This is a genomic window from Curtobacterium sp. MCBD17_021 (assembly GCF_003234525.1).
In the GTDB taxonomy this organism is placed as follows: domain Bacteria; phylum Actinomycetota; class Actinomycetes; order Actinomycetales; family Microbacteriaceae; genus Curtobacterium.
In genome coordinates, this window is sequence record NZ_QKTS01000028.1 from 1 (window position 1) to 12,971 (window position 12,971).

Here is a 12,971-nt window from a genome sequence, read left to right on the forward strand (position 1 = left end):
CGAGTGCGGCGGGCGGGACGGGGGCGGTGGGCACGGCGGTGGGGGTGACGGTGGTCATGCTGGCTCCTGGTGCGCTGCTGCTGACGGACGGTGTGGCGGACGGGAGGCGGCGGGCGGTCGTGCGCCGCGCCTCCCGTCCGGTGAGTGGCCGGCTAGAAGCCGAGCGAGATCGAGTCGTCCAGGAACTCGTTCGTGTACAGGTCGGAGGGGGCGAGGTCCTTCTTCATGGTCCCGCCGGAGCCGGAGAAGACGGGCGTGGCCTTCTCGATGAAGTCGGCCATGCGCTGCTCGTCCATGTCGCCGACGTAGCCGTTGTCACCGTCGGTGGCGATGCCGCGCTTCTGCATCTGCTCCGCGGCGAAGGCGCCGACCTTCGAGTCGTAGGTCCAGCCGTTGTTGTACTGCTGGACGAGCTGCGTGATGAGGTCGTTCGTCGCACCGGGCGACTCCAGGTAGTCCACGTCGGCCTGCTGCATGACCGGGACCAGCTTCTCGAGGCACGGCTTCAGCTCGGACATCTGGTCGGAGCGGACCGACATCGTCTCGGGGTAGGGGTTCCAGCCGGTGCTCGAGATGAGGGCCGACTCGACCTTCTTGCCCCAGGCGGCGACCTGGTTCTTGTACACGTACGGCTCGGCGGTGGCGAAGCCCTGCTGGGCGTCCTTGCCGCCGGCCGAGACGAACTTCGACGGGGTGCCGTCGTAGCTGCCGTCGAGGACGCTCTTCGGCAGGATGCCGGACTGCTCGAGGTACGACATGTAGGCGGCGTCGTTGAAGTAGCGGACCACGCCGTCGTTCTCCTCGAGCGCCTTGCCGAGGCTCTCGATGCTGTCGACGTCCGGGTACGTCGCCGGGTCCCACATGATCGCCATGGGGGACTGGTCGTTCTCGGCGAAGACGGCCGTCGTGGGCAGCTCGCCGGAGAACATGACCGCTTCGTCGGTGGAGACGTAGCCGAGGGTGATCGACTCGTCCTGGTACATCTGCGAGCTGACCTTCGAGTAGCCGATGGCCGGGCCGCCGGCACGGATCTCGAGCTGCACGCCGGTCGGCTTGCCGTTCGCGACCAGGTCGCCCGTGACGGTCTTGCCGGAGGCGTCGATCGCCGGGTTCGCGCCGAGCATCTGGTACAGGTGGCCGTGCTCGCCCTCCGGGTTCCAGTCGGTCTGGACGACCACGGTCGCGGGGCAGACGTCGGAGAGGTCGACGGCCGGGCCGGTGGCCGCGCTCGTCGCGGCGGTGGTGGTGGCGCTCGTCGCCGAACCGCTCGCACAGCCGGTCAGGGCGATCGCGGAGACGGTGAGGGCGGCGGTGACAGCGCCGAGTCGGGTGGTGGTGCGCATGGAGGCTCCGTTCGTGGTGCGGGTCTCGTGGTGCTGGGGCGGGTGCTGTGGGAGGGACGGGAGGTGGAGCGGGTCGGGGCCGGCGTCGGATGCCCGCCGTCGGGTTCAGCCGAAGTCGTGCCAGCGGCCGACGGCCAGCCGGCCGAGCAGGCCGAAGACGAGGAAGACGGCGACGCCGTAGAGCGAGGCGATGATGATGGTCGCGTAGAGCTCCGGCCCCATCAGCCGCGATGCCGTCACCTGGATGAGGACGCCGAGCCCGGGGTTACCGCGCTGGAAGAACTGGTCGCCGACGATCGCGCCGATGACCGACAGGCCGGCCGAGGTCCGGAGCCCGACGAAGATCGACGGCAGCGCGGCGGGCACCTGCAGCTTCACCAGGCGGGCGAGCCGGCTGGCGCGCTGCAGGCGGAAGAGCTCGTGCTGCGCACGGTCCGCCGACTGCAGCCCGAAGAGCGTGTTCGACACCATCGGGAAGAGCGCGATCATGACCGTGACGATGACCCGACTGGTGAACTCGTAGCCGAACAGGGCGCCGATCAGCGGCACGAGCGCCAGGATCGGCACGCACTGCAGCACGACTGCGTACGGGTAGAGCGAGTTCTCGAGCCACTTCGCCTGCGCCATCGCCATCGCCCAGAGGACGCCGATGACGATCGCGAACGCGAGCCCGGTGAGCGAGACGACGGTGGTGCGGCCGAGGGCGAGCCAGAGGTCGCTGCCGAACGTCGAGGGTGCGCCGTTCATCCCGGTCGGGGCGACGATCGCCGTGAGCACGAGGTGTGGGTACGGCACGAGGAACGCCAGGCCCCGCACGTGGTCGTAGTAGGCGGCCGCGGCGTACCAGATGCCGATGAGCACCGCGAGCACGACGACGGGCTGCCACCAGGTGACCGATCGGCGGGAGCGCGGCGTGGAGCGGCGGGCGGTGGCGCGTGCGGTGCGGGCGTCCGCGACCTCCTGCAGCGTGACCATCAGCGGTGTCCTTCCCGGAGTGCGTGCGAGACCTCGCCGACCAGTTCGGCGAACTCGGGGGTGAAGCGGATGTCGGGGTCGCGCGGCATCGGGAACGGCACGTCGAACCGGCCGACGATGCTGCCCGGTCGGCCGGACATCACGATGACCTCGGTGGACAGGTAGACCGCCTCGGACACGGAGTGCGTGATGAACAGCCCGGCGAACTGCTGCTCGACGAACAGGCGGAGGAGCTCGTCGTTGAGGCGCTCGCGCGTGATCTCGTCGAGGGCGCCGAACGGCTCGTCGAACAGGAACAGCTCCGGGTCGAGCGTCAGCGACCGGGCGAGCGAGACGCGCATCCGCATGCCGCCGGAGAGCTGCTTCGGCAGGTTCGACTCGAAGCCGTTCAGCCCGACCAGGTCGATCGCGTGCGCCGCCTTCGCCGCCCGCTCGGCCTTCGGCACGTCCCCGAGCTCGGCGAGGAGCTCGACGTTCCCCTGCACGCTCCGCCACGGCAGCAGCGTGGCGTCCTGGAAGACGTACCCGATCCGGTCGGCGGTGACCCCGGCGGTGCCGTCGGAGGCCGTCTCGAGTCCGGACGCGATGCGGAGGAGCGTCGACTTGCCGCAGCCGGAGGGGCCGACGACGGAGACGAACTGGCCGCGGTCGACGGTCAGGTCGACGCCCTGCAGGGCGATCGTGCCGTTCGGGAACGTCATCTCGACGTTCCGGAAGTCGAGCAGCGTGTCCGTCGCGGTGACGGGGGCTGGGGCGGTGGTGGTCACGGCTACCTCGTGTTCTCGTGCATGGTCGTGCGCGGTCAGGGAACGGGGACGGGTGCGGGCGTGGGCACCGGAGACGCCGCGGCCCGGGCGGGAGCGGCGACGGTGCGGTGCACCTCGGTGCGGGCGACGAGTCGACCGCGGGACAGGACGATCCGGTCGGCGGAGGCGTTCGCGACGGCGTCGGTGACGCTCGTCGCGGCGACGGCGAGCAGGTCGGCGCGCGCCCCGACGACCGGACCGGCGGCCGGGAGGCCCATCACGCTCCGGGCCGCGACGCTCACCATCGCGTACGCCTCGTCCGGCGTCAGGTGCCCGGCGGTGACGAGCAGGGATGCGGTCTCGAGGGCGTCGCTCCGACCCACCGGGTTGAACGGGTCGCGGACGTTGTCGGCGCCGGCGGCCACCCGGACGCCGGCGTCGAGGAGTGCGGTGATCGCGGTGAGCCCCCGCGGCGTCGAGACCGGGTGCTGCCAGCCCTGCAGGTACAGGTTCGTGATCGGCAGGGTGATGACGCCGATGTCGGCCGCGGCCACGTCGGCGACGACCTCCGCCAGCCGCTCCGGGCCGAGCGTGCCGAGCCGGACGCAGTGCCCGGCCGAGTACTGCCGGTCGCGCGGCCAGTCGCGGACCGCCCGGGCGTAGTGGTCGAGCGTGACGGGGCCGTCGAGGCTCTCGTCGGCGTGCAGGTCGACGCCCAGGTCGCGGCGCCGGGCGATCGCGAGCAACCGGTCGACGTCGGCGAGCGGGTCCTCGGCCAGGTGCGGGGCGCCACCGACCAGGTCGACGCCGAGGTCGAGCACCGCCTCGACGTGCTCGTCGGGGGCGAGCGGCCCGGCCAGGGCGACGAGCTCGATGTCCATGAGGTCGGCGAGTTCGTCGCGGACCTGGATGAGTGCCTGCGCCCCGCGGACGCTGTCGGCGACACTCGCGGCACCGCCGTCGCTCAGGACGTCGACGTGGGTGCGGATCGAGGTCGTGCCGGCGGCGAGCATGGCGAGGGCCTGGGTCCGGGCCCGGTCGGCGATCTCCGCGACCGTCATGGTCGTGGCGTGCGCTGCCCAGGCTGCGATGGCGGACCCGAGGTCGCCGAGCGGCGGCTGGATCCGGTCCGCGCTGAGGGCCTTGTCGAGGTGCGCGTGCGGTTCGGCGGGGGCGGGGAGGAGCAGGCGTCCGTCGAGGTCGAGCGTGTCCGCGTCGTCGGCCGTGAGCGTGCCCGCCGGGGCCACGTCGCTGACGGTGTCGCCGTCGATCGCGACGTCCACGAGGCTCCCGTCCGGCAGCAGCGCGGACCGGAGGAGGGCGACCCGGCGCGGCAGTGACGACTCCATGGGACCCTCTCGATCGTGTGTGACAATGTTGATCGCATCAACATCTCCGATGCTAGGGCGGCCGTGTTTCCCTCCGGTTTCGCGCCGGTTGCCGCCTGTGACGAGATGACGTGCACGGAACGCCAGCCCCTCCCGTCCCCGATCGGAGCGCGATGCCCACCGAACTCACCGACGCCGATCCGGCCTCCGCTCCGCTCCGCTCGGCCGAGCCTCCGTCCGACCGCGTCGTGGACGAGCAGGCCCGCCGGATCGGCGCGCACGTCCGGACACTCCGCCGGGCAGCACGGATGACGCTCGTGCAGCTGGCCGAGCGCACCGGGCTGTCACACCCCTTCCTGAGCCAGGTCGAGCGCGGACACTCCCGCGCGAGCATGGTGTCGCTCGAGAAGATCGCCGGCGCGCTCGACACCACGCAGGTCGCCCTCCTCGCCGCCGGGGCGCCGTCCCGTCAGGAGCCCGACGACCGACGTCCCGAGGTGCTGCGCTCCGGCGAGGGTGCCCGCGGGCCGTTCTCCAGCGGCGAGGCCCGGCTGCTCGTGCACGCCGGCCCGCACGCCTTCGAACCGCTCGAGTGGAAGGGCGACAACACCGAACCCGGCGAGTACTTCGAGCACCACCAGGACGAGTTCGTCACCGTGCTCGCCGGCGACGTCCTGCTCGACCTCCGCGGCCAGGACGTGCTCCGGCTCGGTCCCGGGGACTCGGCGTACTACCGCGGCGGGACCGGGCACCGATGGTGCAGTGCCGACGGCAGCGCGTTCCACATGATCGTCGTCAAGGAGACGCCGCGGTCCGGAGCCGGCGCATGAGCGAGGGCATCAGCAACGGCGCGCTCGGCTCCGTCGTGGCACCGGCGGAGGCCCGACACCGGATGCGCATCGCGGCGCGGCAGCAGGTGGCCGCTGCCGTCGTGACGCTCGACCTCGCCCCACTCGACGCGGTGCCGCTGCCGGCATGGGAGCCCGGCGCCCACATCGACCTGCAGGTCGCGCCCGGCACGGAACGGCAGTACTCGCTCGTCACCACGACGGCCGACGGACACTGGCGTGTGGCGGTCCTCCGTGAGTCGGCCGGTCGTGGCGGATCGGTGGCCGTGCACGACGTGCTCCGCGTCGGCGACGCGGTCATCGTCGGCGGCCCGCGGAACCACTTCGGCTTCGACCCGGGGCGTCCCGCGGTGTTCGTCGCCGGCGGGATCGGGATCACCCCGATCAGCGCGATGATCACCGCAGCCGAGCGGGCCGGCACCCCCTGGGAGCTGCACTACGCCGGGCGGGCCCGCGACCGGATGGCGTTCGCCGACGACCTCGTCGCGGCGCACCCGGACCGCGTCACGCTCGCCGTCGCGGACGAGGGTCGCCGTCTCGACGTCACCGCGCTGCTCGCCGGACGGAGGGACGCCGTCGTCTACTGCTGCGGCCCCCGCGGTCTCATGGACGCGGTCGAGGCCGCCGCCGCGCACTGGCCGGCCGGCAGCGTGCGCGTGGAACGGTTCGAGCCGGCCGCGGACGTCGACGCCCCGGGGGAGGCGTTCGAGGTCGAGCTCACCCTCACCGGCACGACCGTCACCGTCCCCGCCGACCGGACCCTGCTCGAGGTCGCGGAGGACGCCGGAGCGTTCGTGCTGTCGTCCTGCCGGGAGGGCACCTGCGGCACGTGCGAGACGCCCGTCCTCGAGGGGTCGGTCGACCACCGGGACACCGTGCTCAGTCCCGCGGAGCAGGCCGACGACCGCACGATGATGGTCTGCGTCAGCCGCGCGGCGGCGGGGTGCCCGCGCCTGGTGCTGGAGCTCTGACCGCCGGACGGGAGGCCCGGATCCGGACGTGATCCGGGCCTCCCGTCCGGTGCACGGTCGCTTTGTCAGGGGCGCTCGGTGTGGTCGAGCGGGGCGCCGGTGAGCGCCGACAGGCGCTCCAGGCCGGCCTGCTCGACGAGCTGGCGAGCCAGCGGACGGGACCGGGCCACGGCCTCCCGGACGTCGACGCGCGTGACCTCGAAGTCGGCCAGGCTCAGCTCGCCGTCGACCCAGACGTCCTTCACCTCACGGCTGCCCGCGACGAACACGACCGCCTGGAACGGGTCGTGCACGTTCGCGAGGGTCGGGCTCTCGCCGTCGAACACGACGAGGTCGGCACGCTTGCCGGGCTCGAGCGAACCGATCTCGTCGTCCATCCGTAGAGCGCGCGCACCGCCGATCGCGCCCATCTCGAACGCCTCGCGCGCGCTCATCGCGGTTGCCTGCAGGTCACGGATCCGGGCGAGCAGTGCCGCGGTCTTCATCGCCTGCAGGAAGTCCTGCGAGTCGTTCGACGCCGGACCGTCGACACCGATCCCGACCGGGATGCCGAGGGCACGCAGCTCGGCAACCGGGGCGATGCCGCTCGCCAGGATGCCGTTCGCGACCGGGTTGTGCGCGACGCCGACACCGTTCGCCGCGTACGTCTCACGGTCCTCCCGGTCCATCCAGACGCTGTGCGCAGCGATGACCGGGACGCGGAACATGCCCGTCGCCTCGGCGTGCCCGACGACCGTCTTGCCGGTGCGCTGACGGGCGGCGGTGACCTCCTCCCGGACCTCGTGCACGTGCACGTGGATGCCGTGGCCGCCGTCGACCGCGTAGTCGATGTGCTCCTGCCAGGCCCCGTCCGAGTACCGGCCGATCGACGACATCCCCACCCGGAAGGTGCTGTACCGGCTGGCGTCGGCGGCCTCCCGCAGGGCGTCGAACTCCTCGAGGATCGGTGCCGGACCGAAGCCGCGGTCGACGTCCCCGCTGCCGAACGACACGACCCCGCGCAGTCCCAGCTCTTCGAGCGCCTGCACGACCCCGGGGGTCGCCGGCTCGCCGGGGATCGGGTCCGAGCAGAACATGTCGTTCGCCGTCGTGACCCCGCTCCGGAGCATCTGGATGCCCTGCAGCATGGTGCCCGCGTACGCCTTGTCCCGCGTCATCACCGGGTTCACGTGCGAGATGAGCGCGTTCAGCCACTCCCACAGCGTGTACTGCGAGCCGATGCCCGTGATGAGTCCCTCGCTGAAGTGTCCGTGCGTGTTCACGAAGCCGGGCGTGACGACGTCGTTCGCCCCGCCGCGGACGGTCGCTTCCGGGTGCGCGGCCGACAGTTCGGCGTAGGTGCCGACCGCGGCGACCCGGTCCCCGTCGAGGAGCACCGCGCCGTCCCGGATCGCGGACGGGGTCTCGGAGGTCTCGGGGGCGGCGGTCAGCACCCACCCGCCACGGATCAGGGTCTGGGTCATGGGGAGAACCTAGGGACCCGGTGTTTCGCGGGTGTTCCCGTCGGGTTTCCCGCCGGTGTTCGTGAACGTCGGCGGAACGCCATGCAGAACGGTCGAAGCGGTGAGAGTCCCGCGGGAAGGAGGTCGTGGCTCGTTGCACCCATGTTCTGAGCGCGAGTCATAGTTGACATGCTGGATGCGAAACGAAGAGTATCGACGCCATGATCAGACCCACAGAACAGAGCCGACGACGAACCCTGACGACGACCGGAGGCGTCGGGCTGGTCACTGCTGCGCTCATCGCTGGGACTGCTGTCCCAGCGATGGCCACGCAGCCGACGCAGAAGGCGCTTCCAGTAGTTCAGGAGCAGCACGTCGCTGGGAACGGTCACGTACCTGGGTCCGCCGCTGCGCAGCGCGGTCGGCAGGTCTTCGAGAGCCTGTTCTTCCTGCAAGGCGGAGAACGCACACGGTTGTTGCTCGAGAACGCCGCCGTCTCCACGCTCACTGACAACGAGATCGAAGCCGTTCTGCACCAGGTCAGCACGCCGACCTCCGTGGTGAAGGTTCGACAGATCGAGAAGGAACTGATCGAGAGCGATCCGGAGTACTTCACGGAGATCGGAGCGGCGGTGCTCTCTGGTGATCCTGTCCGGGTGCAGCGGCAACTGACCGGGGCCTACGACGAGATGTTGCGGACGCCGACGATGGCGCAGGCGGTCAAGTCGCTCGAGGCAGAGACCACACATGTCCCGGGGGAAGTCGGAACGGACTGCGGCGTCGCCGTCGTCGTGGCACTCGGAGCTGTCATCGCAGTGACTGCGGTCGCGGCGGTGAACTACGCTCTCGCAGCCAACATCGCTCTCGGATTCAACGTCGCCGCCGGTGTGAACGTGGCTTACCAAAACAACGCGGTGAGGACCAAGTCGGCGGCCAACGCAGGCACCAGTGCCCGGTTCTCGGATGGAATCGTGGCAGCGGTCATCGAGCAGTTCGGCCATTGAGTTGCCACAACTGACATGGGTGGGGGGACGATCGGTCCTGGTCTCGCGGGTGGCCGTCGTCATGGCGAGCATCGTGGGGCTGACGCTTGCCTTCTACGTGATGCAAGGAGCGGTGAGCTTCACGCCGGCTGTGGTGCCTCCGGCCCGGAACGAAATCGCCCATGTGACTCGGCAGATCGCGCCGCAAGGCTGGGCGTTCTTCACGAAGGATGCCCAGAGCGCTTACATCGTCCCCTTCGAGGTGTCCGGAGGAAGGCTCATCGATCAATCGGTCGCCGTCGGTGCGTCCGCGAACTGGGCCTTTGGCTTCAACCGCGCAGGCCGGTCACAGGGAGCTGAGATCGCGACCTTCCTCCACGGCGTCGGACAACGAACATGGACGAACTGTGGGACCGAACGAGATTGCGATGCGATGGCAGATGACGCGAACCCACTGCGGGTGAAGAACCCGCACAAGGAGCCGACGCTCTGCGGTGAGGTCCTCCTCGTTGCGGAGAAGCCCGTTCCCTGGGAGTGGCGGAATATGCGGGCGAGGCCACTGCCCCAAGAGGCTGTCCTGCTGGATGTCGTATGCTGACCCGCCCCGGGCGGTACTGGCTCAGGCGGACACTGCGGCTACCGGAGCCGTGGACCGCGACCCTCGGTGCGGCGCGGAGTCTGCTCTTTCTGAGCGCGGGACTGACGTACTTGCTCACTCCGACCACAGTCCTCTTCACCCCGGTCGACGGGGCGTTGCCCGCTCGTTGCGCTGCCAGCGTGCAGTGGATGGCCTGGCCGTGTTGGGTCCCGGAAGGAGCCGTCTCTGGTGGGCAGGTGGCTGCCGGGGTGCTGTGTCTCATCGCTGCATCTGGTTGGTTCCCAGCGCTGAGTGCGGTACCGATGGCCGCACTCCTCATCGCGCTGCCGCTGACAAGTGCGGCACCTGACGGCGGAGACCAGCTCGCGGGGATCCTGGGGTTACTGCTGCTGCCGGTGAGTCTCACCGACTGGCGGCGGACCTCGTGGACGGCATCACAGCCTGACCGCGCTCGGGGTGCGCGCCTCTTCGTCGCGTACTTCGTCCTCGCGCTCGCGAAGCTGCAGATCGCGGTTGTCTACCTCGTCGCCTGTCTGGGGAAGTTCAGCAGTCCAGAGTGGGCGAACGGCACTGCCCTCTTCTACTGGGTCCGGAACAACGTGTTCGGGGCGCCGCCGCTCCTCCGGCCGGTGGCGGAATGGGTGACGATGCGCCCAGTGCTGGTCGCCGCTTCGTCCTGGGGAACGCTCGTGCTGGAGTTCAGTCTCGCGATCGCCGTGTTCCTGCCGACCCCGTTCCGGTTGCGGTTCCTGCTGCCGGTCGCACTCCTGTTCCATCTCGCCATCTGGCTGGTGCTCGGCGTGTCGAGCTTCGCGTTCGTGATGGGTGCCGCGCTGCTGATCTTGGTCGTCCCGGTCGGATGGTCACTCGTTCCACCGAAGGTCTTCCGGATCCGCTCGGAAGAAAAAGAGGAGACACCGGCATGACCGAGACGACGAACGGACCCGCCTGGATGAAGGCGCTCGGCGCTTTCCTCCTGCTCAGCTTCGGTGGCATGGTCGCCCTCATGGTCTTCCTCGTCCGTGAGATCGGAATCAGTCCCGCGACGTTGACGATGCTCCCCGCCGTGCTCGTACTCGGTGCCGGCTTCGTCCTTGTCACCGCCTCCGTGCGCGTGGACGTCACTGACAGCGTCGACATTCGGTTCTTCCCCCTATGGCGTCGTCAGCTCGAGTACTCCGAGCTGGAATCCGTCAGGGTCGAAGAACAGAGCTGGTTCCGGTTCGGCGGTGTCGGCCTGCGGTGGAAGGGCGCCGCGACGGGGCTCATCCTCGGGAACCGGCCGGCAGTCGTCCTGCGGACCCGGAGGGATCACGAATACGTGGTGCAGTGCAGTCATCCGGAGCGTGTTGCCGAACACATCCGAGCCCGTCTGGTCGCGCGCTGAGGATCGATCGAGCCGGGGCGAGGATCTCGGTCCTGCCGCTCGGCGCTGTGGAAGACGACCCCTCGTCTCACTGCTGAGAATGGTCGGCAAGCTGTCTCAGCGATGAGACGAAGCCGCGGGATGACGACGAGGTCCCTGTTCGACACCGTCCCGAAACACCGCCCTGCTACAAACGCTGCATGCTCACCGTCACCGGCGCACACCGTGTCCTCGTCGACCCGCGTACCGAGCGTGACGGCGACGTCGTGGTCGACGACGGCAGTGCGGTCGCGACGACCCTCGACGCCTCGGGATGTGTCGTCACCGCCGGCCTCGTCAACGCGCACCACCACCTGCTGCAGACCGCGTTCCGGACTCTTCCCGGGACCCGTGGTGTGCCGATGGCGGACTGGCTGCCCACGATGGCCGGCGCGTACGGCCGGGTGGGCCACGACCCGGAGCTCTACGGACTCGCCGCTGCCGTCGGGGCCGCGGAGGGCCTCCTGTCCGGGGTCACCACCGTCGCCGACCACCACCTCAACTGGCCGACGGACGCGACGGCGGAGGACACGGTCGCGCTCGCCGCGGCCACGGTGGACGCCGTCCGCGGGCTCGGCGGGCGGCTGGTGTTCGTCCGGGGGAGCGCCCGGGACGACCCCGACCGTGCGGCCGCGTCGGCGGACGCGATCGTCACCGGACTGCTCCACGAGGACGCGGTCGGTGGCGTGGACCCCGACGGACGACTGCAGATCGCGGTCGGTCCGGCGGGCGTGCACTCCGACGGCGAGGCGACGTTCCGTGCGCTCGGCGAGGTCGCTGCTCAGCACGGTCTCCGTCGTCGCACCCAGGCCAACGAGCAGGTCGACACCGTCATCGCCCTCGAGCGGTACGGGCGACGACCGCTCGACCTGCTCGAGGCGTGGGGCTGGCTCGCGCCCGACGTGACGATCGCCCACCTGTGCGACGTCACCGACGACGAGATCGCCCGCCTCGCGGCCGCCGGGGTCACGGCCACACACGCGCCGGGATGCGACGTGCCGATGGGGTGGGGGATCGCGCCGGTCGCTCGGCTCCTCGCCGCGGGCGTCCCGGTCGGCCTGGGCACCAGCGGTGGCGGCAGCAACGACGCCGGGCACCTGCTCGCGGACGCCCGCCTGGGGATGCAGGTCTCCGCGCTCGTCGGTCCGCAGCTGCCCGCGCGTCAGGTGCTCGGCATGGTGACCGAGGGCTCGGCCGTCGGTCTCGGACGGCCGGAGCTCGGGCACCTCGGCGTCGGATCGGCCGGGGACCTCTGCGTCTGGGACGTCTCCGGGGTCGCGGACGCCGGGGTCGCCGACCCGGTCGCGGGCCTCCTCTGGGCGTCCCCGGGGCGACGGCCCCGGCACGTCGTGGTCGGTGGCCGCGTGGTGGTCCGGGACGGGAGGCTCGTCTCGGCGGACGAGGGCGAGCTGGCGGCCCGCCTCCGGGAGCGCTTGGCGCGGACACCCGCCTGAGGCGCGGAGTCGGCCTCGTTCAGTGCGGCAGGGCGACCGACGACTGGATCACCCGGATGGTGACGGCGAGGGTGCCGGTCGCCAGGAGCCCCGAGCCGAGTGGCCCGGACGTGTCGGTGCCGAGCAGGGGGAGCCGTCGGAGGGCGTCGCGGGCCGGCGGCTCCAGGTGCGCGAGCTGCCACGCGACCTCGTCGTCGTCCGTGCCCGGGCTGCCGAGGGCGGCGGCGCGGACCGCGTACGCCGCTGCCCCCAGCGCATGCACTCCCATGTGCGCGACGCCGGACGCCTGTCCCGCGGCGAAGGCTGCCGCCCTCGCTGCCGGATCCCGGACGGGGGCGGCCGCGCGGCCCGTCTCGAACCGGCGGCGGATCATGTCGGCCGCGTCGACCTCCCCGCGACTGAACGCCCGCGTCCGCGCGATGCCGTCTCGAGGGCGGGTGTCGTCCGGTGCCACGGCTCCGAACAGGGGGAGCACCCGTTCGGCGCAGTCCGCCGCCCAGGCGGCGAGGAGTCGACGGTCGCCGAGGTCGAGCGTCTGCGCTGAGGCCATGAGGGCACCCTGGCACAGGTCGCGTCCGGTCGGTCCTCCCGTGGTTCCACAATTCGCGCATCTCGGTGGGTGAGGTGCATGGATTCGGGAACCGGGAGGGGCGGTGGCGGTGTGTCGTGGACCCGGGGCGTGCTCGGGTGGGGACGCGAGGACGCCGCCCCGCGGGTGCGGGGCGGCGTCCTGGGGGTGGTGCTGCGCGTCGGGTGGACGCCGGGGGGTTACTTGATCTGGGCGGTGATGGTGGCGGTGCCGACGAGCAGGCCGCGCTTGACGGCGTCCGTCTTGAAGGTCTGGTTCAGCAGGTCCGCGGCGTCCTGGGAGATGTGGA

Annotated in this window: 13 protein-coding genes; 7 read left to right on the forward strand and 6 right to left on the reverse strand. The window is 71.1% G+C overall.

Going from position 1 to position 12,971, the window contains the following annotated elements; all coding sequences use genetic code 11:
• Window positions 1-152: 152 nt before the first annotated feature.
• The 4 genes from DEI83_RS15550 to DEI83_RS15565 all read right to left on the reverse strand — a co-directional run bounded on the left by DEI83_RS15550 (window position 153) and on the right by DEI83_RS15565 (window position 4,413).
• The gene (locus DEI83_RS15550) at window positions 153-1,343 is read right to left on the reverse strand and encodes an ABC transporter substrate-binding protein (RefSeq protein WP_111082844.1); all 1,191 of its coding nucleotides are present in this window, start codon (window positions 1,341-1,343) and stop codon (window positions 153-155) included.
• Between the two features lie 105 nt (window positions 1,344-1,448).
• Window positions 1,449-2,318, reverse strand: a complete 870-nt coding sequence (locus tag DEI83_RS15555) for an ABC transporter permease (protein WP_111082845.1) — start codon at window positions 2,316-2,318, stop codon at window positions 1,449-1,451.
• Entirely contained in the window at window positions 2,318-3,085 is a 768-nt protein-coding gene (locus tag DEI83_RS15560; RefSeq protein WP_258371254.1) for an ABC transporter ATP-binding protein, read from the reverse strand. Before DEI83_RS15560 ends, DEI83_RS15555 begins: the two co-directional genes overlap by 1 nt.
• Before the next feature lie 35 nt (window positions 3,086-3,120).
• Window positions 3,121-4,413: an amidohydrolase family protein gene (locus DEI83_RS15565; protein WP_111082846.1), complete on the reverse strand. Its 1,293-nt coding sequence runs from the start codon at window positions 4,411-4,413 to the stop codon at window positions 3,121-3,123.
• A gap of 152 nt (window positions 4,414-4,565) precedes the next feature.
• Here DEI83_RS15565 and DEI83_RS15570 point away from each other — a divergent pair, with 152 nt between their 5' ends.
• On the forward strand, window positions 4,566-5,222 hold the full coding sequence (locus DEI83_RS15570; RefSeq protein WP_111082847.1) for a helix-turn-helix domain-containing protein: 657 nt from the start codon (window positions 4,566-4,568) through the stop codon (window positions 5,220-5,222).
• Window positions 5,219-6,211, forward strand: a complete 993-nt coding sequence (locus DEI83_RS15575) for a PDR/VanB family oxidoreductase (protein ID WP_258371255.1) — start codon at window positions 5,219-5,221, stop codon at window positions 6,209-6,211. Before DEI83_RS15570 ends, DEI83_RS15575 begins: the two co-directional genes overlap by 4 nt.
• Window positions 6,212-6,276: 65 nt before the next feature.
• On the opposite strand, the gene DEI83_RS15580 is transcribed toward DEI83_RS15575, so the two are convergent.
• A complete protein-coding gene (locus tag DEI83_RS15580; RefSeq protein ID WP_111082848.1) occupies window positions 6,277-7,674 on the reverse strand; it encodes an amidohydrolase family protein in 1,398 nt (465 codons plus the stop codon).
• Between the two features lie 200 nt (window positions 7,675-7,874).
• Here DEI83_RS15580 and DEI83_RS15585 point away from each other — a divergent pair, with 200 nt between their 5' ends.
• From DEI83_RS15585 to DEI83_RS15605, 5 genes are all read left to right on the forward strand, one after another.
• Window positions 7,875-8,657: a hypothetical protein gene (locus DEI83_RS15585; protein ID WP_146243372.1), complete on the forward strand. Its 783-nt coding sequence runs from the start codon at window positions 7,875-7,877 to the stop codon at window positions 8,655-8,657.
• Window positions 8,658-8,706: 49 nt separating this feature from the next.
• Window positions 8,707-9,234 (forward strand): SdpA family antimicrobial peptide system protein, encoded by a 528-nt coding sequence (locus tag DEI83_RS15590; RefSeq protein ID WP_181431274.1) that lies wholly within the window; start codon window positions 8,707-8,709, stop codon window positions 9,232-9,234.
• 302 nt (window positions 9,235-9,536) lie between these two features.
• A complete protein-coding gene (locus tag DEI83_RS15595) occupies window positions 9,537-10,160 on the forward strand; it encodes an HTTM domain-containing protein (protein ID WP_181431275.1) in 624 nt (207 codons plus the stop codon).
• Between the two features lie 26 nt (window positions 10,161-10,186).
• A complete protein-coding gene (locus DEI83_RS15600; protein WP_220036817.1) occupies window positions 10,187-10,621 on the forward strand; it encodes a hypothetical protein in 435 nt (144 codons plus the stop codon).
• A 179-nt stretch (window positions 10,622-10,800) separates the two neighbouring features.
• Window positions 10,801-12,093, forward strand: coding sequence for an amidohydrolase family protein (locus DEI83_RS15605; RefSeq protein WP_111082853.1), 1,293 nt, complete (start codon window positions 10,801-10,803; stop codon window positions 12,091-12,093).
• Between the two features lie 19 nt (window positions 12,094-12,112).
• Here the strand turns inward: DEI83_RS15605 and DEI83_RS15610 are convergent, their stop codons facing one another.
• On the reverse strand, window positions 12,113-12,643 hold the full coding sequence (locus DEI83_RS15610; RefSeq protein ID WP_111082854.1) for a putative immunity protein: 531 nt from the start codon (window positions 12,641-12,643) through the stop codon (window positions 12,113-12,115).
• Between the last annotated feature and the right edge of the window lie 328 nt (window positions 12,644-12,971).

Coding starts and splice junctions, on each gene's coding strand:
- DEI83_RS15610 (WP_111082854.1), bottom strand. CDS start 12,643: ATGGCCTCAGCGCAGACGCTCGACCTCGGCGACCGTCGACTCCTCGCC.
- DEI83_RS15595 (WP_181431275.1), top strand. CDS start 9,537: ATGGCCGCACTCCTCATCGCGCTGCCGCTGACAAGTGCGGCACCTGAC.
- DEI83_RS15600 (WP_220036817.1), top strand. CDS start 10,187: ATGAAGGCGCTCGGCGCTTTCCTCCTGCTCAGCTTCGGTGGCATGGTC.
- DEI83_RS15575 (WP_258371255.1), top strand. CDS start 5,219: ATGAGCGAGGGCATCAGCAACGGCGCGCTCGGCTCCGTCGTGGCACCG.
- DEI83_RS15565 (WP_111082846.1), bottom strand. CDS start 4,413: ATGGAGTCGTCACTGCCGCGCCGGGTCGCCCTCCTCCGGTCCGCGCTG.
- DEI83_RS15555 (WP_111082845.1), bottom strand. CDS start 2,318: ATGGTCACGCTGCAGGAGGTCGCGGACGCCCGCACCGCACGCGCCACC.
- DEI83_RS15570 (WP_111082847.1), top strand. CDS start 4,566: ATGCCCACCGAACTCACCGACGCCGATCCGGCCTCCGCTCCGCTCCGC.
- DEI83_RS15580 (WP_111082848.1), bottom strand. CDS start 7,674: ATGACCCAGACCCTGATCCGTGGCGGGTGGGTGCTGACCGCCGCCCCC.
- DEI83_RS15585 (WP_146243372.1), top strand. CDS start 7,875: ATGATCAGACCCACAGAACAGAGCCGACGACGAACCCTGACGACGACC.
- DEI83_RS15605 (WP_111082853.1), top strand. CDS start 10,801: ATGCTCACCGTCACCGGCGCACACCGTGTCCTCGTCGACCCGCGTACC.
- DEI83_RS15550 (WP_111082844.1), bottom strand. CDS start 1,343: ATGCGCACCACCACCCGACTCGGCGCTGTCACCGCCGCCCTCACCGTC.